This window comes from Mycobacterium sp. 050134, assembly GCF_036409085.1.
Taxonomy (GTDB): Bacteria; Actinomycetota; Actinomycetes; order Mycobacteriales; family Mycobacteriaceae; genus Mycobacterium.
In genome coordinates, this window is record NZ_JAZGLV010000011.1 from 120,141 (window position 1) to 141,847 (window position 21,707).

The 21,707-nt window shown below is 70.2% G+C and carries 20 protein-coding genes and 1 pseudogene; 7 read left to right on the forward strand and 14 right to left on the reverse strand.

Features of this window, described 5'->3' with window-relative positions; translation table 11 throughout:
* Nucleotides 1-45: 45 nt before the first annotated feature.
* Nucleotides 46-531, reverse strand: a complete 486-nt coding sequence (locus SKC42_RS15090) for a polyadenylate-specific 3'-exoribonuclease AS (protein WP_330965094.1) — start codon at nucleotides 529-531, stop codon at nucleotides 46-48.
* A gap of 10 nt (nucleotides 532-541) precedes the next feature.
* Complete coding sequence (locus SKC42_RS15095) at nucleotides 542-1,408, reverse strand: hypothetical protein (RefSeq protein ID WP_330965182.1); 867 nt, start codon at nucleotides 1,406-1,408, stop codon at nucleotides 542-544.
* A 115-nt stretch (nucleotides 1,409-1,523) separates the two neighbouring features.
* Between SKC42_RS15095 and SKC42_RS15100 the strand changes: the two genes are divergently transcribed.
* Complete coding sequence (locus SKC42_RS15100) at nucleotides 1,524-2,837, forward strand: glycosyltransferase 87 family protein (RefSeq protein WP_330965095.1); 1,314 nt, start codon at nucleotides 1,524-1,526, stop codon at nucleotides 2,835-2,837.
* Here SKC42_RS15100 and SKC42_RS15105 read toward each other — a convergent pair whose 3' ends face one another.
* The 5 genes from SKC42_RS15105 to SKC42_RS15125 all read right to left on the reverse strand — a co-directional run bounded on the left by SKC42_RS15105 (nucleotide 2,838) and on the right by SKC42_RS15125 (nucleotide 6,227).
* The gene (locus tag SKC42_RS15105; protein ID WP_330965096.1) at nucleotides 2,838-3,566 is read right to left on the reverse strand and encodes a lysophospholipid acyltransferase family protein; all 729 of its coding nucleotides are present in this window, start codon (nucleotides 3,564-3,566) and stop codon (nucleotides 2,838-2,840) included.
* A gap of 85 nt (nucleotides 3,567-3,651) precedes the next feature.
* Nucleotides 3,652-4,011: a hypothetical protein gene (locus SKC42_RS15110; protein WP_330965097.1), complete on the reverse strand. Its 360-nt coding sequence runs from the start codon at nucleotides 4,009-4,011 to the stop codon at nucleotides 3,652-3,654.
* Nucleotides 4,008-5,291 (reverse strand): ArsA family ATPase, encoded by a 1,284-nt coding sequence (locus tag SKC42_RS15115; RefSeq protein ID WP_330965183.1) that lies wholly within the window; start codon nucleotides 5,289-5,291, stop codon nucleotides 4,008-4,010. Before SKC42_RS15115 ends, SKC42_RS15110 begins: the two co-directional genes overlap by 4 nt.
* Nucleotides 5,288-5,722 (reverse strand): SRPBCC family protein, encoded by a 435-nt coding sequence (locus SKC42_RS15120; RefSeq protein WP_330965098.1) that lies wholly within the window; start codon nucleotides 5,720-5,722, stop codon nucleotides 5,288-5,290. Before SKC42_RS15120 ends, SKC42_RS15115 begins: the two co-directional genes overlap by 4 nt.
* A gap of 115 nt (nucleotides 5,723-5,837) precedes the next feature.
* Entirely contained in the window at nucleotides 5,838-6,227 is a 390-nt protein-coding gene (locus tag SKC42_RS15125) for a polyketide cyclase / dehydrase and lipid transport (RefSeq protein ID WP_330965099.1), read from the reverse strand.
* Nucleotides 6,228-6,387: 160 nt separating this feature from the next.
* Between SKC42_RS15125 and SKC42_RS15130 the strand changes: the two genes are divergently transcribed.
* Entirely contained in the window at nucleotides 6,388-8,193 is a 1,806-nt protein-coding gene (locus SKC42_RS15130) for an AMP-dependent synthetase/ligase (RefSeq protein ID WP_330965100.1), read from the forward strand.
* Nucleotides 8,194-8,207: 14 nt separating this feature from the next.
* Here SKC42_RS15130 and pimB read toward each other — a convergent pair whose 3' ends face one another.
* The 4 genes from pimB to SKC42_RS15150 form a co-directional block, all read right to left on the reverse strand.
* Entirely contained in the window at nucleotides 8,208-9,341 is a 1,134-nt protein-coding gene (pimB, locus tag SKC42_RS15135) for a GDP-mannose-dependent alpha-(1-6)-phosphatidylinositol monomannoside mannosyltransferase (RefSeq protein WP_330965101.1), read from the reverse strand.
* A 9-nt stretch (nucleotides 9,342-9,350) separates the two neighbouring features.
* A complete protein-coding gene (locus SKC42_RS15140; protein ID WP_330965184.1) occupies nucleotides 9,351-10,196 on the reverse strand; it encodes a DUF4157 domain-containing protein in 846 nt (281 codons plus the stop codon).
* Between the two features lie 34 nt (nucleotides 10,197-10,230).
* Nucleotides 10,231-11,367 (reverse strand): peptidoglycan hydrolase RipC, encoded by a 1,137-nt coding sequence (ripC, locus tag SKC42_RS15145; protein WP_330965102.1) that lies wholly within the window; start codon nucleotides 11,365-11,367, stop codon nucleotides 10,231-10,233.
* A gap of 169 nt (nucleotides 11,368-11,536) precedes the next feature.
* The gene (locus SKC42_RS15150; protein WP_330965103.1) at nucleotides 11,537-11,782 is read right to left on the reverse strand and encodes a hypothetical protein; all 246 of its coding nucleotides are present in this window, start codon (nucleotides 11,780-11,782) and stop codon (nucleotides 11,537-11,539) included.
* Nucleotides 11,783-12,052: 270 nt separating this feature from the next.
* Between SKC42_RS15150 and SKC42_RS15155 the strand changes: the two are divergent.
* Nucleotides 12,053-13,903: pseudogene (locus SKC42_RS15155) on the forward strand (DEDD exonuclease domain-containing protein); the annotation flags it as partial.
* Here SKC42_RS15155 and trpD read toward each other — a convergent pair.
* Entirely contained in the window at nucleotides 13,841-14,920 is a 1,080-nt protein-coding gene (gene trpD / locus SKC42_RS15160) for an anthranilate phosphoribosyltransferase (protein WP_330965104.1), read from the reverse strand. The pseudogene SKC42_RS15155 and the gene trpD sit on opposite strands and share 63 nt — an antisense overlap.
* 138 nt (nucleotides 14,921-15,058) lie before the next feature.
* Between trpD and ctaE the strand changes: the two genes are divergently transcribed.
* Genes ctaE through qcrB form a run of 4 tightly spaced genes read left to right on the forward strand, consistent with a single transcriptional unit; the run spans nucleotide 15,059 to nucleotide 19,527 of the window.
* Nucleotides 15,059-15,670, forward strand: coding sequence for an aa3-type cytochrome oxidase subunit III (gene ctaE / locus SKC42_RS15165; protein ID WP_330965105.1), 612 nt, complete (start codon nucleotides 15,059-15,061; stop codon nucleotides 15,668-15,670).
* A gap of 29 nt (nucleotides 15,671-15,699) precedes the next feature.
* The gene (gene qcrC, locus SKC42_RS15170) at nucleotides 15,700-16,572 is read left to right on the forward strand and encodes a cytochrome bc1 complex diheme cytochrome c subunit (RefSeq protein WP_330965106.1); all 873 of its coding nucleotides are present in this window, start codon (nucleotides 15,700-15,702) and stop codon (nucleotides 16,570-16,572) included.
* A 49-nt stretch (nucleotides 16,573-16,621) separates the two neighbouring features.
* Complete coding sequence (gene qcrA / locus SKC42_RS15175) at nucleotides 16,622-17,827, forward strand: cytochrome bc1 complex Rieske iron-sulfur subunit (RefSeq protein WP_330965107.1); 1,206 nt, start codon at nucleotides 16,622-16,624, stop codon at nucleotides 17,825-17,827.
* Nucleotides 17,824-19,527, forward strand: coding sequence for a cytochrome bc1 complex cytochrome b subunit (gene qcrB, locus SKC42_RS15180; protein ID WP_330965108.1), 1,704 nt, complete (start codon nucleotides 17,824-17,826; stop codon nucleotides 19,525-19,527). The genes qcrA and qcrB overlap by 4 nt, the downstream gene beginning before the upstream one ends.
* A 514-nt stretch (nucleotides 19,528-20,041) precedes the next feature.
* Here the strand turns inward: qcrB and SKC42_RS15185 are convergent.
* Together SKC42_RS15185 and SKC42_RS15190 are read right to left on the reverse strand one after the other, a co-directional pair.
* Complete coding sequence (locus SKC42_RS15185; protein ID WP_330965109.1) at nucleotides 20,042-20,686, reverse strand: DUF2561 family protein; 645 nt, start codon at nucleotides 20,684-20,686, stop codon at nucleotides 20,042-20,044.
* Entirely contained in the window at nucleotides 20,686-21,633 is a 948-nt protein-coding gene (locus SKC42_RS15190) for an MmpS family transport accessory protein (protein WP_330965110.1), read from the reverse strand. The genes SKC42_RS15185 and SKC42_RS15190 overlap by 1 nt, the downstream gene beginning before the upstream one ends.
* Between the last annotated feature and the right edge of the window lie 74 nt (nucleotides 21,634-21,707).

A 21,707-nucleotide genomic window follows, 5' to 3' on the forward strand; every position in this document is an offset into this window, starting at 1 on the left:
CCGGGATGCGACGACTCATCAGGGCGAGCGCAACCCGACGCGCTTTCACCGGCCGCCGGAGGTGATGATCCGGAATCGGCGCGCCTGCTCGCGCGCGTCTACCAGCGCGTCGTGGGCGTCCGGTGGCCGCGGCGGCAGCCGGGGGGCCCCTCGGTCCTCCCACAGCTGCCGAAGCTCCCGGGTGAAGCGGGGCAGCGCCCGCGGCAGTTGCGGCATTGTGCCCCATAACTGGCACAACGCCACATGGTCGTAGGCCGCGATCCACGCCCACAGCTCGACACCGTCGGCGTCGTCGATGCGGAAGAAGTCCTCGAGGTCCGCCCTGATCTGCCGACGCGAACGCCACAACTGCGACGACACCGGCGGCAGCTTGGGCAACACGTTGGCGCGGACCCAGGTGCCGGCTCGCTCGGGATCGAACTCCGTAGACACCGCGTAATACTCGCGGCCGTCCTCTGCGACCACGCCGATGGAAATCAGTTCGATGGTGCGGCCGTCCTCGATGAACTCGGTGTCGTAGAAGTACCGCACACGCCGCAGCCTATCGGGCGACCAGGATGGGCCCCGTCCCCTCGGGCGGCGGCGCGGGGTGCACCTCGTCGTCCAGGAGGGCGTCGACGGCACGTTCGTCGGGCAGTCCGGGCGTCCCGGCGATCGCGCCCTGGACGTATAGCTTGGCGCGCACCACCGGCCGGCGCAGCATCCGTTCGCGCTGCAGGGCCCGCCGCATCTTGTCCGGTCGAGCGGTGTAGCGCCACCGGGCCCACGGCGCGTGCGGACGCGACAGGCGGACGGCGCCGATGACCAGCAGCACCACGATGAACATGCCGAGCAGGCCGGTCCACACCTTGCCCTTGAGCACCACCACCACCGCCAGCGGCAGCGTCAGCACCAGGGCGCCGGCCACCGCGGCGCGCAGCGGCACCGAATCGGTGTCTTCCCAGATGGGCAGGAAGAACATCAGCGGGTGCAGGCCCATGGTCAGCAACCCGGCCACGCCGACGGCGGCGAACACCGCGTCCACCGAGGTGCGGCCGTCTTCCGACCAGTACACGTCGGAAAGGTGCAGGATCAGTGCGTACTCGTCGAGCACGAGGGCCGCGCCGATCCCGAAACAGATTGCACCCAGGGTGAATTCGGGCTCGCGCCCGTTGATCGACAGCGTCACCAGGGTGAGCCCGGATAACAGCACCAGCACCACACCGAACGTCACGTGGTGGATGTGCACGTCCCCGATGTGGACGTTGCGCGGATGCCACCACCTGGTCGGGCGACCGCGCGCGGCCCGGTGTCGGATGAACCGGACGAAGCTGCGCGTCACGAAGAAGGTCAGGATGAAGGCGACCAGGCAGCACAACAACGGCAGCCGGCCGGCGGCCACGATGTCATGCGAAAACCACCGGGCCACCCTCGGCGCGAACCAATGCAGCACTTCTCAGAAGCTACGCCTGCGGTCGCCGACACCGCGGGCGCCGCGCTGTGCCCGCATCCCGGGGTCAGGCACCGTTACGCTGTTCTGCGACATGAGTGGAACGCAGGCGCCCGGCGCGGGCCGCACAACCAGACGTGGCTCCCGACGGGCGCTGCTCTGGTGCCCGCTCTGGCTGCTGGCCCTGGCGGGACTCGGCTACGCGGCCTGGCAGTTGTTCGGCCACACGCCCTACCGGATCGACATCGACGTCTATCAGATGGGGGGCCAGGCGTGGCTAGACGGCCGCCCGCTGTACCACGGCGACGTGATTTTCCACACGCCCATTGGCATCGACCTGCCGTTCACCTATCCCCCGCTGGCGGCGATCGTGTTCTGCCCGTTCGCCTGGCTGCACATGCCGGCCGCGAGCGTTGCGATCACGGCGCTGACGTTGGCGATGCTGATCGTCTCGACGGTCATCGTGCTGGCCCGGCTCGACGTGTGGAACACCTCGGCCCTGCTGCCCGGCCCGGCGTGGCTGCGCCGGCTGTGGCTGGCCGTGGCCATCGTGGCGCCCGCGACGATCTGGCTGGAACCGATCGCATCGAACTTCGCCTTCGGGCAGATCAACGTCGTGCTAATGACCCTGGTGATCGCCGACTGCGTGCCGCGGCGCACCCCGTGGCCTCGCGGCGTGCTGCTCGGTCTGGGGATCGCGCTCAAGCTCACCCCGGCGGTGTTCCTGCTCTACTTCCTGCTCCGGCGCGACAACCGCGCGGCGCTCACGGCGCTGGGCTCGTTGGCGGTGGCCACCCTGATCGGCTTCGCGCTGGCGTGGGACGACTCGTGGGAGTACTGGACCCGCACTGTGCACCACACCGACCGGATCGGCGCCGCGACGCTCAATACCGACCAGAACATCGCGGGCGCCCTGGCGCGCACGGGAATCGGGGAGCAGCAACGCTTCCTGCTGTGGGTGGCGGCGTCGCTGCTGGTGCTGGCCCTGACGGTCTGGGCGATGCGGCGGGTGCTGCGGGCCGGCGAGCCGGTGCTGGCGATCGTCTGCGTGGCGCTGTTCGGGCTGGTGGTGTCGCCGGTGTCGTGGTCGCACCACTGGGTGTGGGCGCTACCGGCCGTGCTGGTGACGGGCGTGCTGGCCTGGCGGCGGCGCAGCGTGGCGCTGGGGGTGGTCGCTGCCGCGGGGGTGGCGCTGATGCGATGGTCACCGATCGACCTGATGCCCAAGCACCACGAGATGGCGGCGTCCTGGTGGCGACAGCTCGCCGGGATGTCGTACGTGTGGTGGGCGCTGGCGGTCCTCGTGGTGGCGGGACTCGCGGTCACCGCACGCACGCCGTCGCGGGACGCCGACGATCCGGCAGCGGACGCCGGCAAGAGCCGACAGCTCAGCGACGTCGGCGGTTAGTTAGCCGACGGCGCTCTCGGGGATCCGCGCGGGCGCGCCGGTCGGCGCGTCGCCGTTGCTGCGCTCCTTGAGGTTGGCTGCGTAGATGTCGACGTACTCCTGCCCGGAGAGCTGCATCAGCTCGTAGATCACCTCGTCGGTGACCGCACGCTCGATGAAGCGGTTACCGGCCAGGCCCTCAAAGCGGGAGAAGTCCATCGGCTTGCCGAAGCGGACGGTCACCCGGCCGAACCGCAGCATGCCCGTGCCGGGCGGGTTGACGACGTTCGTGCCGATCATCGCGACCGGAATCACCGGGACGTTGGTGTGCAGCGCGAGCCGGGCCAGGCCGGTCTTGCCCTTGTACAGCCGGCCGTCGGGCGAGCGGGTGCCTTCCGGATACATCCCCAGCAGCTTGCCCTGGCGCAGCAGCCGCTCGGCGGTCTGGAGCGCGGCCTGTGCGGCGTCCGCATTGGTGCGGTCGATCGGCACCTGACCGACGGCGGTGAAGAACCAGCGCTTGAACCAGCCCTTGAGGCCCGTGCCGGTGAAGTACTCCGACTTCGCCAGGAAGGTGATCCGCCGACGCACCACAAGCGGCAGGTAGAAGCTGTCCATCACCGCCAGGTGATTGCTGGCCAGGATCGCTGGGCCGGAACTTGGAATATGTTCCAGGCCTTCAACTTTCGGCCGGCCAAGCAACGACAGCAGCGGGCCCAACAGGATGTACTTGAACAGCCAGTAGTACATGGCCCTCCCTCTCGCTCCGCCCGACCGCGTTCTGCGCCAACTGTACCGACCCGCGACAGGAGGGACCACCATCGACGCGGCCGACTCAGTCCTCGACGGTGATCGGGATGGGCTGATAGCGGGTACCACTCCCGCCAGGGCCGCCCGTAGGCCCGTCGCCCGGGGGTGGTTCGGGGGGCCCGCCGGCGTCGTCGACGATGCCGCGGATGACCTCCAGCAGGGCCACGCTGTGGTCGGCGATCACCGTGAGCAGCGGGTGCTGATCACCGGTGGCCAGGGCGGCCAGCGCGCACACCGGACACCAGACCTGCTGGCACTTGCCGGTCCCGGCTCCCGCGCCGCTCGCCAGCGCCGCCGCCGCACGCACGGCCGGGTCGATCCCGTCCACGATGGCCTGGGCGAGCCGGCGCAGTTCGGGACCGATGTCGGGATGAGCCCCACTCACTTAGGCCACACCTCCGGATCCGGTTGAAAACGAACTGTCAGCTCACTGCCCCGAATTCTGGCGTCCAGCACCGTGCACCGGCGCAATACGGACGCCAGCCGCACCCGGCGCCGCAGCCCGCCGACGCTAATGATGAGGTCGTCGTCGACGCGGCCGAGGGCCAGGGTCCCGGGATCGAGTTGGGGCAACGCTAGCCGCATCCGGTAGATCGACCCAAGCCCGGATCCGGATTCGAGTTCGACCATGGGCCGCAGCGGTCCCGGCGGGGCCGCCCCGCCGCGACGACGGGCGGCGTCGAGCAGCGCGCTGAGCGCCTTCGGGCCGATCGGCTCGCCGGACAGGTGCGGGGTCAGGACGAGCGCCACGTCACCGATCGTGGCGTCGAGCTCGTCGAGGACGGCGTGCTGTTCGGCGATGCGTTCGGCGTACCACTCGAACGCCGGATGGTCGGGCAGGTTGCGGTACTCGTAGGACTGATCCTCGACGAGCACCTGGTTGACGATCAGCTCCTCGACCCGCACGCCCATCAGCGCCAGGGAACCCAGCGTCCGAACCGCTTCGGCGGCGACCACCCGCTCGGGCGTCAGCACCAAGTGGGCACCGACCAGCTCACCGTCGGCAAGCAGCGCGCCGAGCCGCTCGACGCTGGCGCTGATGCGCTCCAGCAGTTCGACGAGCGCCGCCGAGTGGGCGTCGTCGCCGGTGGCGGACAGCCTGCGATGGCGGGGCCATGCCCGCTCGACGTAGAGGCCGACGGTGGCGGGCAGCGTCAGCATCCGCAGGGCGTCCGCGGTGGACGCGCAGTCGACGACGATCCGATCCCATCGCCCCGACGCGGCGAGTTCGCCGACGGTGTGCAGGCCGAGCACCTCCTGCACCCCGGGCAGCGCGGAAAGCTCTTGCGGTGCAACGGTGCTGAACTCGGAGTTGGGAAATTGGCGGTCCAGCGCGTCAACCACGCCCTGCCACCGGACCTCGAGCAGGGCCAGGGTGTCCAGGGCCAGCGCGTCGAGAAATCCGCCGCCGCCGTCCGCCGGCCCGGGGGCCAGGTCGGCCAACACCCGGACCAGCCCGTCCCCGGCGCTCGCCGGCACCGGCACCCCGAGCACGTCGCCCAGGGAGTGCGCTTGGTCGGTGGACACCAGCAGCACGCGCCGCCCCGCGGCGGCGTCGCTGACCGCGGTGGCGCACGCGAGCGTGGACTTGCCTACCCCACCTTTGCCGACGAACAGGCTGATCCGGGCCGGGGCTGGAGCCCGAGATGCGGTGGACTCACTCAGCCCTCGACTCGTTTCTTCAGGTCTTTCAGCGCGGTGTCGGTCAACCGGCGCTCGGCCTTACGCTTGAGCAAGCCGATCATCGGGACGGCCAGGTCGACGGACAGCTCGTAGGTCACCTCGGTGCCGGAGCCCTTGGGCGACAAGCGGTATGACCCCTCGAGGGAGCGCAGCAGCGAGCCCGAGACGAGTGTCCAGCTCACCGATTTCCGGTCCGTGGGCCACTGGTAGGACATGACCATCGTGTCCTTGAGCATGGCGGCATCCAGCACGAACCGGGCGAGCTTCGGGTAGCCGTCGGCGTCTTTCTCCTGCACCTCGGCTTCCTTGTACTCCGAGATCCACTCCGGATACGAATCGATGTCCGCGATCACGTCCATCACGGTGCCGGGGTCGGCCTCGATGTAGATGGTCTGCGTCGTCTTCTCCGCCACCTGGCTGCTGCCCTCTCTCCCGCAACGCGGGTCGACGCGGCTGCGGGGATACCGAGTGCCTGACTACCCCTGGCCTACGGTCCGAAACGGTACTCTCCACGCACACCGGACCTGGTTAAACTACCGGAGAAACCCCCACCGGACGGTGGCGTTCCAGCGTCGTCTTGACCTCGAACGCCATTTTCTTCCCCGACACGCGCCGGCGGTGCGTCAATTTCGGCAGGTTCAGCTTGGCCAGCTGCCAGGCCGCCACGCCGGTGGGTTCGGCGTGCAGGAAGTAGTGCAACACCACCCCGTCGAGCGAGGGCTCCAGCCAGATCTCCATGGTGCCGGTCAGCGCCCCGGTGACCGTCCACCGGATCCCCTTGTCGCCGCGGTCCTCGACCACCTGCAGCCGCAGGTCGGGCCACCACCGCCGCCAGCTCGACCTGTCGGCGATCGCGGCCCCGACCCGTGCCCCGTCGGCCGCGACAAACGTCTCGTCAGCGATCTGGATGCTGTTCACCGCCCAAGCTTCACACATCGGTCGCGCCCACCCTGGACAGGGCAGGTCCGGGCCCCCGCCGGATGCGCGACGGCCGGTGCGTGAACGCTCGGATTAGGCTGGGTGCAGCAACCCCGGCTGCAGGAATGTCCCCTGCGAACGAGTCAAACGAGGTCATAACGTGCGTCAGTACAGTGTCCCCGCCCACTTTTCCGTCAGCGAGCAGGACCACATCGCGGCCACCGTCTTCTCCCACGAGCGCGAACACCCCGATTTCGTCATCTACCGACGCCAGGTCGACGGCGAGTGGACCGACGTCACGTGCGCCGAGGCCGCAAGCCAAATACGTTCCGCCGCATTGGGTTTGATCTCGATGGGCGTACAGGCCGGCGACCGGGTATCGATCTTCTCGGCCACCTGCTACGAGTGGGCGATCCTGGACCTGGCCATCCTGTCCGTCGGCGCCGTCACAGTGCCCATCTATGAGACGTCGTCGGCCGAGCAGGTCCGCTGGGTCCTGCAGGACTCCGAGGCGGTGCTGGCGTTCGCCGAGACGGACGCGCATGCGGCGATCGTCACCGAACTCACCACCGAGCTACCGGCCCTGCGGCGCGTGCTGCACATCAACGGGTCGGGCCCGAAGGCGCTCGACCAGCTCGCCGAGTCCGGCGCGTCGGTCGACCCCGCCGAGCTCACCGCCCGTCAGGAGGCGCTGCGCGCCGAGCATCCGGCCACACTGATCTACACCTCGGGCACCACCGGACGCCCCAAGGGCTGCCAGCTCACCCACTCCAACCTGCTGCACGAGATCCGCGGCACCAAGGAGAGCCTGCCCACCCTGCTGCACGAGGGGCAGCGACTGCTGATCTTCCTGCCGCTGGCCCACGTCCTGGCCCGGGCCCTCACCCTGGCGGCGTTCACCAACAAGGTGACCGTCGGGTTCACCAGCGACATCAAGAACCTGCTGCCGATGTTCGCGGTGTTCAAGCCGACGGTGGTCGTGTCGGTGCCGCGCGTCTTCGAGAAGGTGTACAACACCGCCGAGCAGAACGCCGCCAACGACGGCAAGGGCCGCATCTTCGCGCTCGCCGCGCAGACCGCCGTCGATTGGAGCCAGGCGCACGAGGGCGGCGGCCGGCCCCGGCTGGCGCTGCGGGCCAAGCATGCGCTGTTCGACCGGCTCGTCTACCACCGGCTGCGCGCGGCGCTGGGCGGCGAGTGCCACGCGTCCGTCTCCGGTGGCGCCCCCCTGGGCGCGCGCCTGGGCCACTTCTACCGCGGCGTGGGCCTGACGATCCACGAGGGTTACGGGCTGACCGAGACCAGCGCGGCGATCACCGTCAACCGGGTCGGCGACGTCAAGATTGGCACGGTGGGAACGCTGGTCCCCGGCAACAGCCTGCGGATCGCCGACGACGGCGAGCTGCTGGTGCGCGGGGGCGTGGTGTTCAGCGGTTACTGGCACAACGAGCAGGCCACCGCCGAGGCCTTCACCGACGGCTGGTTCAGGACCGGGGACCTCGGCGCCGTCGACGAAGACGGCTTCCTCACCATCACCGGGCGCAAGAAGGAGATCATCGTGACCGCGGGCGGCAAGAACGTCGCGCCCGCGGTGCTCGAGGATCAGCTGCGGGCGCACCCGTTGATCAGTCAGGCGATGGTGGTCGGGGACGCCAAGCCGTTCATCGGCGCGCTGATCACCATCGACCCCGAGGCGTTCGAGGGCTGGAAGCAGCGCAACCACAAGCCCGCCGGCGCCTCGGTGGGCGATCTGGCCTTCGACCCGGACCTGGTCGCCGAGGTGGACGCGGCCGTCAAGAACGCCAATCTGGCTGTCTCGCACGCGGAATCGATCCGCAAGTTCCGGATCCTGCCCGTGGACTTCACCGAGGACACCGGCGAGCTGACCCCGACGATGAAGGTCAAGCGCAAGGTGGTGGCCGAGAAGTTCGCCACCGACATCGAGGCGATCTACGAGAAGGACTAGGGGCCGGACACGCGCTAGGCGCGCAGCAGCTCGCCCAGCCGGGTGGCCAGCGTGTCCCAGCGCCACTGCTCGGTGATCCAGCGGCGGCCGGCCGCGCCCATCGCGGCGGCCCGGTCGCGATCGCCGAGCACCCCGGCGACGGCGTCGGCGACGTCACGCACGGAGCGCCCGTCGACCACCAACCCGGTCTCGTTGTGCCGCACGGTTTCCGGAGCGCCGCCCGAGCTGCCGGCGATCACCGGCACGCCGGTCGCGGAGGCCTCCAGGAAGACGATGCCCAGGCCCTCGACGTCCATCCCCCCGCCGCGGGTGCGGCACGGCATCGCGAACACGTCGGCCAGCGCGTGGTGGGCGGGCAGTTCGGCGGCCGGCACTCCGCCGGTGAACGTCACGTCGTCGGCGACCCCGCACTCGTGGGCGAGCTTGCGTAGCGAGTCCAGGTAGGGGCCGCCCCCGACGATGACCAGCGCCGCCCCGTCGACGCGTCGCCGGATCGTCGGCAGGGCCCGGATCAGCGTGTCCTGGCCCTTGCGCGGCACGAGCCGCGACACGCACACCACCGTCGGCCGGCCGCCCAGCCCGTAGCGGTCGCGCAGCTCGGCCCGCGCCAGCGGGTCGGGACGGAAGCGGTCGGTGTCCACGCCGGATGGCAGGTATTCGAGCCGCGCCGCCGGCCCGAAGGCCGGGGCGAACCGCGAGCGCGTGTAGCGGCTGACGAAGGTGACGACGTCGGTGTCGTCGCCGATGCGGCGCAGCACCGAGCGCGCGACCGGCAGCATCGACCACCCCACTTCGTGCCCGTGCGTGCTGGCGACGACCCGCCGCACACCCGCCTGGCGGGCCCGGCCCGCGAGCAGCGCCAGCGGGGCGGCGGCGCCGAACCAGACGGTGTCGATGCCGTTCTCGGCGATCAGCCGGCGCATCCGGGCGTCGACGGACGGCACCGGCAGCATCAGCGTGCCCGGATGGCGCACCACCGGATAGCCGGCCGCCGCGTCGTAAGCGTCGGCACCCTTCCACCGCGGGGCGTACACCGTGATCGAATGCGACCCGGCGGCGACCAGCCGACCGACGAATTCGCCCAGATACGACTGGATGCCGCCCGGCCGCGGCGGAAAGTCATTGGTGACGAGCAGGACCCGGCTCACCGGGAAAGGCTAGCCGGTGAGCCACTGGTGCCAGCGCACCAGCAACCCGGACGGGTCGACCCCCAGGACGTCGTGGACGGCGGTGGGGACGTCGGGGTGCCGGATGCCGCACGCGGCCAGGTAGAACTCGCGCAGCTTCGGCGCGCCGTAGGTGTCGGCGACGAACCGGGCGAACCACCACGCCCGGTCGTAGCCGAGCGACCGCTGCGGCCCGGGCTGGTCCAGCTCGGCGTCCGACGGCATCGTCAGCGGCGCCGGCACCGCCTCGCGGGGCACCGGGGTCTGCGGCCGTGCCACGAAGTCGGCCACCCCCTCGGTGAGCCAGCGGGGCGCGTCCGCGGCGGTGTCGACGCGGGCGGCGTAGTGGAATAGCTCGTGCGCCAACACGATTCGAAGTGCCGAGGCGCTCATGCCGGCGGCGCCCGGGGCGAATACGATCCGCTGGCCCACGGCCAGCCGGCGCGCGGGGTCAACGCGGTCGGCCACCGTCACGGCCGCGATGTCGGCCCACTGCGACGCCGGTCCCCCGCCGGCGGCCGCGCGGAACTCCTCGTCGGTGCGCGCCGCGACCACCGAGATGTCGCGGGACCAGTCGACCCCCCAGAAGGCCTCGACCGCGCTGACCGCGGCGCCGATGTCCGAGCCCACCCGGGACAGCAGGCGATCGGCGGGCAGGCCGCCGGGGCTGACGAGCCGGACGGTGCGGCCGCCGGCGGCGATGGTCCTCGTCGCGGAACCCGTCTGGGTGCGCGCGGGCGTGACGACCTCTGCCGGGCGGACCCGGCGATCGATCGACGCGTCGAACGGGACGGCCGCCGCCGCAATCAGCTCGACGACGAAGACCCAGGCCAGCAGTATCGCGAACCGCCGCCGTCGCGGGCGGGGGCGATCAGTAACGGCGGGCGTCGTAGATCGGGCCGCCGGCACCCATCGGCACCACCCGCACCGGCTGTCCGTAGGTCGAGGAATGGATCATCATCCCGTCACCGACGTAGATGCCGGTGTGCGAGGCGTCCGAGTAGAACGTCAGCACGTCGCCGGGCTGCAGGTCCGACAGCGACACCGGCTGGCCGCCGCGGGCCAGCGCCTGGCTGGAATGCGGCAACTGGATGCCCGCCTGCTGGAACGCCCACATCACCAGGCCGGAGCAGTCGAATCCGCCGGGCGCGGCGCCACCCCACACGTAGGGCGAACCGACCTGAGTCAACGCCGCCTGCACGACGGTCCCGCGGTCACCGCCGCCGGGGGGCATGAAGATCCCGGGGGGCGGGGCCTCACCGGGGGCCGGACCGCCGGGCTGCGGGGCACCCGGCGGCGCCGCCTCGGGCCCCGGCGCGCCGGGCACCGGGGCCGCCGCCGGGACGGGGCCCGGGTCGGCGAGGGCGGTGCGCTGCTGGGGCGTCAGCGCCACGTACTGCGACTTGACCACGGCGATCTGCACCTGCAGCTGGCTCTGCTTGGACTGGAGGCCCGACCGGACCGCGGCAGCCTGCTCGGCCGCGGTCCGCGCGTCGGCGGCGGATTTGGCGGAGTCGCGCTCGGCCTTGGCGGCCGCTTCGCCGGCGGCCCGGAAGTCGGCCATCTGGGTGGCCATCTGCCGCGCCATCACCCGCTGCACGGCCAGCTTGTCGATCAGCCCCTGCGGCGAGCCGGCGGTGAGGATGGCCTGCATGCCGTCCACGCTGCCGCCCATGTAGGTGGCGGCGGCCAGCTTGTTGACCGCACCCTGGAACGAGGCCAGGCGCGCCTTGGCCGCGTCGACGGCGGCCTGGTCGTCGTCGTGCTTCTTGTCGGCGGCGCGCTGGGCGGCCAGCTTGGCGTCCAGGTCGAGTTGTGCGCTGTGCATGGCCTCGGTGGTCTGCTCGGCCTGGCGAGACAGCTCGCTGAGCTTGGCGAGCGCATCGTCCGCCGGGTCGGCCGCCGCGTTGGCGGCCAGCACTCCGGAGAAGAGGGTCAAGCTCGTTAACGTACCGACGACGATTCGTGTGGGGACACGGAAAATCGGGTACTTAGAACCGAGCCTCAAAATTTGCTTCCTTAAACGGCCGTTCGACGGACGTGGCGTCGAGCTGGTCTCAGGTCTCAAACAGGTTACGAAACGATATCGACGTTTGTCCAAAGCGGGGGATTAAGAAATTGGAAAGATTTCTGTCATTTCCGTGTGAGTGTGTGAGCTTCGTTGCCGCACAAGGCGTTTAGGCTACGCCAGAACTGCGGTCGCGGCGAATCGGCACCAGGCGCAACCTCGGCGCCAAACCGACGTCGGCGAGAACTTCCAATGCGGCGCGTTCGTCCTGCATTAATGTCTCCGGGACGCCGAGTAACACGCTGACCACACAGTCGCGGCATCCGCGGCCGCGCACCGCGCACTCGTCGCAGTCGATCACCACCGGGCCCGTACCGTGCGGTGTCCAGCCGGGTGCCATCGGGTCGTGTGCCATGAGTACTCAGTCCTCTCGGTCGGGCCCTGACGAACGGGAAGTAGGGCTGTCCGAACGCTAACCACGCCCCCCGACAAGTTTTCGGCCCCGCGAACCGTCGGCCCGACGCCCTGACACCCTGACGCCCTGACGCCCTGACGCCCTGACGACCTGACGCCCTGACGACCTGACGACCGCCAATCCCGGCGTGGGAACCGCGGCGTGTCGGTGGGGGTGCCTAACGTCTCGGCCATGGGTGCAGGCGGCGCGGCTCAGCTGAGTTTCGCCGACATGGGTCCGCCGCTGCTGGCCGACGAGATCTCGTTGCGCGAAACAACCTTCGTGGTGGTCGATTTGGAAACCACGGGCGGGCGCACCAAGGGCACCGACGCGGCGGTGGCCGACGCCATCACCGAGATCGGGGCGGTCAAGGTCCGCGGCGGAGTCGTGCTCGGCGAGTTCGCCACCCTGGTCGACCCACAGCGCAGCATCCCGCCCCAGATCGTGCAGCTGACGGGCATCACCACGGCAATGGTGTGCGACGCCCCGACCATCGACGCCGTGCTGCCGATATTCCTGGAGTTCGCCGGCTTCGACCACGGGTCCGTGCTGGTCGCGCACAACGCCGGGTTCGACCACGGCTTCCTGCGCGCCGCGGCCGAACGGTGCGGCCTCCCCTGGCCGCGGCCCCGGGTGCTGTGCACGGTCCGGCTGGCCCGCCGCGTGCTGAGCCGCGAGGAGGCACCCAGCGTGCGGCTGGGCGCCCTGGCCAGACTGTTCGCTGTCGCCGCACAGCCCACCCACCGCGCCCTCGACGACGCCCGGGCCACCGTCGAGGTGCTGCACGCTCTCATCGAGCGGGTCGGCAACCAGGGCGTGCACACCTACGCCGACCTGCGCTCGTACCTCCCGGACGTGACGCCGGCCCAGCGGCGCAAGCGCGTCCTGGCCGAGGGCCTGCCGCGCCGGCCGGGTGTCTACCTGTTCCGCGGGCCGTCCGGCGAGGTGCTCTATATCGGCACCGCCGTCGACCTGCGACGCCGGGTGAACCAGTACTTCACCGGCGCCGATCCCCGCGGCCGGATGAAGGAGATGGTCAACCTCGCCACCTCGGTCGACCACGTCGAGTGCGCCCACGCGCTCGAGGCCGGCGTGCGCGAACTGCGGCTGCTGGCCGCGCACGCCCCGCCGTACAACCGCCGGTCGCGGTTTCCGCACCGGTGGTGGTGGGTGACGCTGACCGACGAGGCGTTCCCCCGCCTGTCCGTGGTGCGGGCGCCGCGGCACGACCGCGCGATCGGCCCGTTCCGGTCGCGCACCGACGCCGCCGACACGGCCGCCCTGTTCGCCCGGTTCACCGGGCTGCGGACGTGCACGGCGCGGCTGACGCGCTCCGGGTTGCACGGCCCGGCCTGTCCGCCGCTCGAGGTGTCACCGTGCCCCGCCGCCCGCGACGCGACGGCCACCCAGTACGCCGCCGGGGCGGCCCGGGCGGCGGCCCTGATCGACGGATCGGACAACTCGGCCCTGGCCGACGCCGTGCGGCAGGTGACGGCGCTCGCCGACCGGCACCATTTCGAAAGCGCCGCGCGGCTGCGCGACCGAACCGCCGTCGCCGTCGAGGCCCTGTGGCGCGGCCAGCGGCTGCGCGCCCTGGCCGCGCTGCCCGAGCTGATCGCCGCCGCCCCCGACGGCCAGGGCGGCTACCAGCTCGCCGTGATCCGCCACGGCCAGCTTGCCGCGGCCGGCACCGCCAGACGCGGCGTGCCCCCGATGCCGGTGATCGACGCGATTCATGCGGGCGCACAAGCGATCCTGCCGGCCGCCTCCCCCCTGGGTGGCGCGCCGGTCGAGGAGACCGCACTCATCGCGCGGTGGCTGGCGGGGCCGGGCGTGCGCATCGTGCGGGCCGCCGACGGCTCGGACGAGGGCTGGGTCTCCCCCCTGCGGTCGGCCGGCCCGTGGGCGGGGTGGGCGGCGGCGGCCCGATCGGCACGGCTGGCCGTCGAGCAGTTGCGCGATGGCCCGCCTCCTCAGCTCCCCGCTACGTGGCCCGCATCGTCGCCGGGCGTGCGCGACTCAGACCTGCTGGCCGAACCGCACCCATCGCGCGAGCAGTTGTTCGGCCGCCCCGGAGTCGATGGCCGCGACGGCGCGCTCCAACCCGTCCTCCCACGCCGGCAGCCATTCGGCGCGGCTGGATAGCCCGGCATGCGCGACGATCGCCCCCGCCGCGTTGAGCACGACCGCGTCGCGGACCGGCCCCGTCGCACCGGAGAACACGGCGCGGACCTCCGCCGCGTTGGCCTGCGCGTCGCCGCCCAGCAGGTCGGCGATGTCGGCCCGGGCGAAGCCGAAGCCGGCCGGATCGAACGTCAGCCGCTCGACCGTGCCGGCCTGCACCCGCCAGATCGTGCTCGTGGTCGTCGTCGTCAGCTCGTCGAGGCCGTCGTCGCCGTGCACCACCAGCACGCTGGCCCGGCGCGCCGCGAACACGCCCGCCATCACCTCGGCCAGGTCGGCGAACGCGCAACCGATCAGCCCGGCCCGGGGCCGCGCCGGATTGGTAAGGGGCCCAAGCAGATTGAAGACGGTCGGCACTCCGATCTCGCGGCGCACCGCCGAGGCGTACCGGTACGACGGGTGAAACAGCGGCGCGAAGCAGAACCCGATGCCCACCTCGTCCAGGCTCCGAGCGACCTGGTCGGGCCCGAGGTCGATGCGCACCCCGAGCGCCTCGAGCGTGTCCGCGCCCCCGGACAGCGACGACGCCGCCCGATTCCCGTGCTTAACCACCGGGACGCCGGCGGCCGCGACGACAATCGCCGCCATCGTGGACAGGTTGACGGTGTTGACGCCGTCCCCGCCGGTGCCGACGATGTCGACGGCGCCGTCGGGAATCGTGCCGGGGGGCAGCCGGCGCGCATGGGTCAGCATGACCTCGGCCAGTTCGCCGATCTCGGCCGCCGTCGGCACCTTCATCTGCATCGCCACCGCGAACGCCGCGATCTGCGCCGGCTGTGCGCTGCCGGTCATGATCTGGTCCATCGCCCAGGCGGCCTGGCCCCGCGCCAGTTCCCGGCCGCCGGTCAGACGCGCCAGGACCTGCGGCCACGACGTCGCCGGGCCGGGCGCGGGAGCTGCGGGTGCGGGAGTCACGCGCCGATGGTCGCACGCCGTGCGATCACCCCCAAACCGTTGCCGAACCCCCTCGCGCACCCCTGCGGACGCGACTCGGGAACACCAATTGGCCACCCGGGTAGAGTTCGACAACTACAAAGCGTCATACTTGCGGATGTGACCAGCGCTGTAGGGACCTCGGGTACTGCGATCACATCGCGAGTTCATTCGCTGAACCGGCCAAACATGGTCAGTGTCGGCACCATAGTGTGGCTGTCGAGCGAGCTCATGTTCTTTGCTGGGCTGTTCGCGATGTACTTCACCGCTCGTTCGCAGGCCGGCGGGAAGTGGCCGCCGCCGCCGACCGAGCTGAACCTCTATCAGGCCGTGCCGGTGACGCTGGTGCTGATCGCGTCGTCGTTCACCTGCCAGATGGGCGTGTTTGCCGCCGAGCGTGGCGACGTCTTCGGCCTGCGCCGGTGGTACGTGATCACGTTCCTGATGGGGCTGTTCTTCATCATCGGCCAGGGCTACGAGTACTACCACCTGGCCACCCACGGGACGACCATCCACGGCAGCGCGTACGGCAGCGTGTTCTACCTGGCCACCGGCTTCCACGGCCTGCACGTCACCGGCGGCCTGATCGCCTTCATCTTCCTGCTGGCCCGCACCGCGATGACCAAGTTCACCCCGGCGCAGGCGACGGCCAGCATCGTCGTCTCGTACTACTGGCATTTCGTCGACATCGTGTGGATCGCGCTGTTCGCCGTGATCTATTTCATTCGATGAGCAGGCGCTGGACGAACAGGAGTGCTCGGTTGATGAAACTGGGGTCTAAGAGATCCGGCCGCGACTCGGCGGAGCGCAGCCCGCGGAAAGGCTGGTCGGATCGCTCCCGGCGCCGGCTCCGTCGCCGGCTGTCGGGGGGTTTGCTGCTGTTGATCGCCCTGACGATCGCGGGCGGCCTGGCGGCCATCCTGACGCCGCGGCCGCAGGTGGCCGTCGCCGACGAGTCCTCGTCGGCGACGCTGCGCACCGGCAAGCAGCTGTTCGACACCTCGTGCATCTCCTGCCACGGCGCCAACCTGCAGGGCGTGCCCGACCACGGGCCCAGCCTCATCGGTGTCGGCGAGGCGGCGATCTACTTCCAGGTGTCGACCGGCCGGATGCCGGCGATGCGCGGGGAGGCCCAGGCGCCCCGGAAGGAGCCGATCTTCGACGAGGCGCAGATCGACGCGATCGGCGCGTACGTGCAGGCCAACGGTGGCGGCCCCACCGTCGAACGCAACCCCGACGGCAGCCTGGCGATGCGCTCGCTGCGCGGCGACGACCTGGGCCGCGGCGGCGACCTGTTCCGCCTGAACTGCTCGTCCTGCCACAACTTCACCGGACGCGGCGGGGCACTGTCGTCGGGCAAGTACGCACCGAATTTGGACCCGGCCAACGAGCAGCAGATCCTCGCGGCGATGCGGACGGGTCCGCAAAACATGCCGAAGTTCTCCGACCGCCAGCTGTCGCTGGACGCGAAGAAGGACATCATCGGCTACGTCAAGGCCGTGAGCGAGGAGCGTCAGCCCGGCGGCTACGGCCTCGGCGGCTTCGGGCCGGCGCCCGAGGGCATGGCGGCCTGGATCATCGGCATGGTGGCGGCCATCGGCCTTGCACTGTGGATTGGGGCGCGAGCGTCATGAGCCCCGCCGAGACGATGCAGAACGAAGCGATGTGGAGGAGCGGCGCAAAATGAGCGACGCGAACGCCGTGGGCTCTGACACCGACAAGCGCGCGGGCGGACCCCAGGAACCCGACGAGGCGGCCCTGGCCGCGATGTCGCACGACGAGCTGGTCGCGCTGGGCGGCAAGCTCGACGGCGTCGAGACCGTCTTCAAGGTCCCGCGCTGGCCAGTCGAGGGCACGAAGGCCGAGAAGCGGGCCGAGCGCTCGGTCGCGCGGTGGCTGTTGCTGGGTGGCGGCTTCGGGCTGGCACTGCTGCTGGTCTTCCTGTTCTGGCCGTGGGAGTACAAGCCGAAGAGCGCCCCGGGGAGCCTGCTGTACGACCTGGCCACACCGCTGTACGGGCTGACGTTCGGGATGTCGATCCTGTCGATCGCCATCGGCACGATCCTGTACCAGAAACGCTTCATCCCCGAAGAGATCTCGATCCAGGAGCGCCACGACGGGGTGTCCCGCGACATCGACCGCAAGACCGTGGTGGCCAACCTGACCGACGCCTTCGAGGGCTCTACCGTCGGGCGACGCAAGCTGATCGGCCTGTCCATGGGCGTGGGCCTGGGCGCCTTCGGGCTGTCGACCCTGGTGGCGTTTGCCGGCGGTCTGATCAAGAACCCATGGAAGCCGGTCGTGCCCACCGCCGACGGCAAGAAGGCCGTCCTGTGGACGTCCGGCTGGACCCCGAAGTACAAGGGCGAAACCATCTACCTCGCCCGCGCCACCGGCTCGGCCACCAACTCGCCGTTCGTCAAGATGCGCCCCGAAGACATCGACGCCGGCGGCATGGAGACGGTCTTCCCGTGGCGCGAGTCCGACGGCGACGGGACCACCCCGGAGTCGCAGGAGAAGCTCCGCGCGATCAACCAGGGCGTCCGCAACCCCGTCATGCTCATCCGGATCCGGCCCACCGACATGTCGCGGGTGGTCAAGCGGCAGGGCCAGGAGAGCTTCAACTTCGGCGAGCTGTTTGCCTATACCAAGGTGTGCTCGCATCTGGGGTGCCCGGCATCACTGTACGAAGAGCAGTCCTACCGAATCCTGTGCCCTTGCCACCAGTCGCAGTTCGACGCCCTGCACTTCGCCAAGCCGATCTTCGGCCCGGCGGCGCGCGCGCTGGCGCAACTGCCCATCACGATCGACTCCAACGGGTATCTGGTTGCCAACGGTGACTTCGTCGAGCCCGTCGGACCGGCATTCTGGGAGCGCACGACATCATGAGTCCAAAACTGAGTCCCCCCAAACCGCCCAAGATCGGTGATGTCCTCGCCCGCCAGGGTGAGGAAATCGACACCCGCTATCACCCGTCGGCGGCCGTCCGCAGACAGCTCAACAAGGTCTTCCCGACCCACTGGTCGTTCCTGCTCGGTGAGATCGCTATGTACAGCTTCATCGTGTTGCTGCTCACCGGCGTCTACCTGACCCTGTTCTTCGACCCGTCGATGGCCGAGGTCACCTACAACGGCGCCTACCAGCCGCTGCGCGGCGTCGACATGTCGAAGGCCTTCGCCTCGACGCTCGACATCTCGTTCGAGGTGCGGGGCGGTCTGTTCGTCCGCCAGGTCCACCACTGGGCGGCACTGCTCTTCGCCGCGTCGATCATGGTGCACCTGGCGCGCATCTTCTTCACCGGCGCGTTCCGGCGGCCGCGTGAGGCCAACTGGGTCATCGGCTCGCTGCTGTTGATCCTGGCCATGTTCGAGGGTTATTTCGGCTACTCGCTCCCCGACGACCTGCTGTCGGGCATCGGGCTGCGCGCCGCCCTGTCGTCGATCACGTTGGGCATGCCGATAATCGGCACCTGGTTGCACTGGGCGCTGTTCGGCGGCGACTTCCCTTGTGGGGGTGTGGGCAACGAGTGCGCGACCGCGGGCTACATCATCCCGCGCATGTACGCCCTGCACATCCTGCTGCTGCCGGGGATCATCCTGGCGCTCATCGGGCTGCACCTGGCCATGGTGTGGTTTCAGAAGCACACCCAGTTCCCCGGCCCCGGCCGCACCGAGCACAACGTGGTCGGCGTGCGGGTCATGCCGATCTTCGCGGTCAAGTCCGGCGCGTTCTTCGCGGCGATCGTCGGCGTGCTCGGCCTGATGGGCGGCCTGCTGCAGATCAACCCGATCTGGAACCTGGGCCCCTACAAGCCATCTCACGTCTCGGCCGGCTCGCAGCCCGACTTCTACATGATGTGGACCGAAGGCCTGGCGCGCATCTGGCCGCCATGGGAGTTCTACTTCTGGCACCACACCATTCCGGCAGCGGTCTGGGTGGCGCTCATCATGGGCCTGATCTTCATCCTGCTGATCATCTACCCGTTCCTGGAGAAGCGGTTCAGCGGCGACAAGGCGCACCACAACCTGCTGCAGCGGCCCCGGGACGCCCCGGTGCGCACGTCGATCGGCGCGATGGCGATCTCGTTCTACATGCTGCTGACGCTGGCGGCGATGAACGACATCATCGCCTTCAAGTTCGAGATCTCGCTGAACGCGACCACGTGGATCGGGCGAATCGGGATGGTGATCCTCCCGCCGTTCGTCTACTTCATCACCTACCGGTGGTGCATCGGGCTGCAACGCAGCGACCGCGACGTGCTCGAGCACGGCATCGAGACGGGGATCATCAAGCGGCTGCCGCACGGGGCGTACATCGAGCTGCACCAGCCGCTCGGCCCCGTCGACGACCACGGTCACCCGTTGCCGCTGGCCTACCAGGGTGCCGCCCTGCCCAAGCGGATGAACAAGCTGGGCTCGGGCGGATCGCCCGGTAGCGGTAGCTTCCTGCGCGCCGACCCCGCGTCGGAGGATGCCGCGTTGCGCGAGGCGGCGCACAGCTCGGAGCATCGACTCCTCACCGCGCTGCGCGAACACCAGGAAAGTAGCGTGGCTTCCAACGGATCGAATGGGTCCAACGGAGAGCACTAGCCGGATCGACAATGAGGGCCGCGCGTTTGCGCGGCCCTCATTGCGTTGGGGCCCAAGCCGTTCGACATGCGGTCGACAAGTGCGTCCCGTGTGACGAGGGTTTCCCGACTCGGCTCATCTTTTTGCCCGGGAGTCTGCTAACCGCTTCGACTGCGCCGCAACGGCATCGATTGTGCAGCTGGTGCTTCCAATGTGAACCGACGGCGGCCCCACACCGGCGTGTCGCCTACCTGGCCGCACACTCGAAGCACCCGCTGCACACTCAACGCCCCAACTGCACACTCAACGCCCAACAAGCGCCCCCACCATCCGCCGACTACTACTCCCCCGCGCAACGGCATCGAGTGTGTACTCAGAGTGTTCAGTGTGAACCGACGGCGGCCCCACACCGGCGTGTCGCCTACCTGGCCGCACACTCGACGCACCCGCTGCACACTCAACGCCCAACGGCATCCCTCCCGGCACAGACGGCCGGCCGCACGCGGCACGCTGCCGGCAGGCCGTCAGCCCACCGTTAGCCCTCGGCGATCACGCGCCTCAGCTGCCGAACGTGCACCCACTCGACGGGCGGCAACCCCGCGGCGACGGCGCCGGCGAGCCCGTAGCCCACCCAGGACGCGCCGTCGTGCCCCACGGCCATCAGGTACGTCGCGGCCGCGACCGCAATCAGCGCCAAACCCATGGTGCCCGCCAGCAAGACGGTCCCGCGCAACCAGATTCGATCGACCGCGGTCCCCGACCATTCCTCGAACGACCCGGCGGAATGCCCACTCGACTGGTAGGCCCGGTCTGGCCTGGGGTGCGGCCCGGCCCCTCCCAGCCGCACGGGGGGCCTGCCGGTGCCGCGCCCGGGTGCGGTCATCGCCGGAGCGGCCGGCTCGGCCTGCGACATGCGGCGAGCCCGCACCAGGACCGGGATGGCACCGGCGATGATCAGCGCGGACACGATGATGACGGCATACAGCACCCAGGTGGTGTGCGGGCTGCTGGCGGCCTTGTGGAAGCCCCGGCCGAGGTTCACCAGCGCGACCACGGCGGCCACGCTCACGCCCAGCCAGACCAGCCAGACGGCGGCGCAGGACGCGATCAGGATCCGGTCGACGACTTCCGGCGGAATGGTGTCGTCGCCGCGCCGGTATGCGGCATATCTGCTCACCATCAGCAGCTCGTCTGCGGTCCGTCGTTGGTGTTCGACGAGAGCACCGTTCCGTCACTTGTGGTGATCGAGCAGTTGAGCTTGCTCACCCGGAACAGGCTAGACGCCTCGACCGAGCCGACGTCGGACTGAGATATCGGGGTGACCGTGATGGACCACGGGATGTAGACGTTGTGTTGCGTGCGCCGCCGGCCCGAGGCGTCGACGTAAGTCACGGAGATGATGTCCCCCGGCGCTTTGGTGCCCGTCACCGAGTACGTCACCTGACGCGGGCCCGCGGGGGTGGTGGTCGTCGGCGGTGGAGCCGCGGTCGTGGTCACCGGCGGCGGCGCGGCAGTGGTCGTCGCGGGCGGCGGCGGTGGTGGCGGAGGGCTGGGTGTCACCGTCACTGTCTGGGTCTCCGTGGCTGTCGGGGTCTCGGGGCTGGGCGGTGGTGGCGGGGTGCTCGGGGGCGGCGCCTTGGTGGTCGTGATCTCGTCCTGCATCGGCGGCGTGGACGCGGTGGTGGTTCCGGGGGTGGCCAACTTGTTGGTGTCGGTCCCGGCGACCAGCAGGGACACCGACACCACGAGCGCGATCGCGGCCACGATCGCGGCGACCCCCACCACCCACGGCCAGCGCGGAGCGCGGTGCTCGTCGTCGAAATCCGGCGAGTCGTCGTATCCCTCGTAGTCGTAGAGCCGCAGGTCGGCCGGCACGTAGGGACCGGTGACGAAGTGCTCCGACTCCGGGGCCGAGTAGGCCCGGGAATAGGCGTCCGTCTGACCCGTCTGATCCGCGGCCGGAACTTCGGTGCTGTCTTCGAACGGCTCCAGACCGCCGCCGTGTTCCGCGTCGTCGTGGGGCTCCCACCGGTCGCGCGGCCTGCCGCCCGAATCCGGGCCGGCGCCGAGGTCACCGGCGGAATCCGCTTCTTCCGGCTCCCATTCCGGGGGATTCGGCCCGCTCATCCTTGCCTGCCCTGTCCAACTGCTTCACCAGCGCGCGGGGCTCCGCGGTTACCTCGTTGCGCGCGCGCTTGGGA

Bases quoted from the DNA above. Each gene is read 5' to 3' on its own strand.
- SKC42_RS15190 (WP_330965110.1), bottom strand. From the start codon at position 21,633: ATGAGCGGGCCGAATCCCCCGGAATGGGAGCCGGAAGAAGCGGATTCC.
- SKC42_RS15105 (WP_330965096.1), bottom strand. From the start codon at position 3,566: ATGTACTACTGGCTGTTCAAGTACATCCTGTTGGGCCCGCTGCTGTCG.
- SKC42_RS15185 (WP_330965109.1), bottom strand. From the start codon at position 20,686: ATGGTGAGCAGATATGCCGCATACCGGCGCGGCGACGACACCATTCCG.
- SKC42_RS15150 (WP_330965103.1), bottom strand. From the start codon at position 11,782: ATGGCACACGACCCGATGGCACCCGGCTGGACACCGCACGGTACGGGC.
- qcrA (WP_330965107.1), top strand. From the start codon at position 16,622: ATGAGCGACGCGAACGCCGTGGGCTCTGACACCGACAAGCGCGCGGGC.
- qcrB (WP_330965108.1), top strand. From the start codon at position 17,824: ATGAGTCCAAAACTGAGTCCCCCCAAACCGCCCAAGATCGGTGATGTC.
- SKC42_RS15100 (WP_330965095.1), top strand. From the start codon at position 1,524: ATGAGTGGAACGCAGGCGCCCGGCGCGGGCCGCACAACCAGACGTGGC.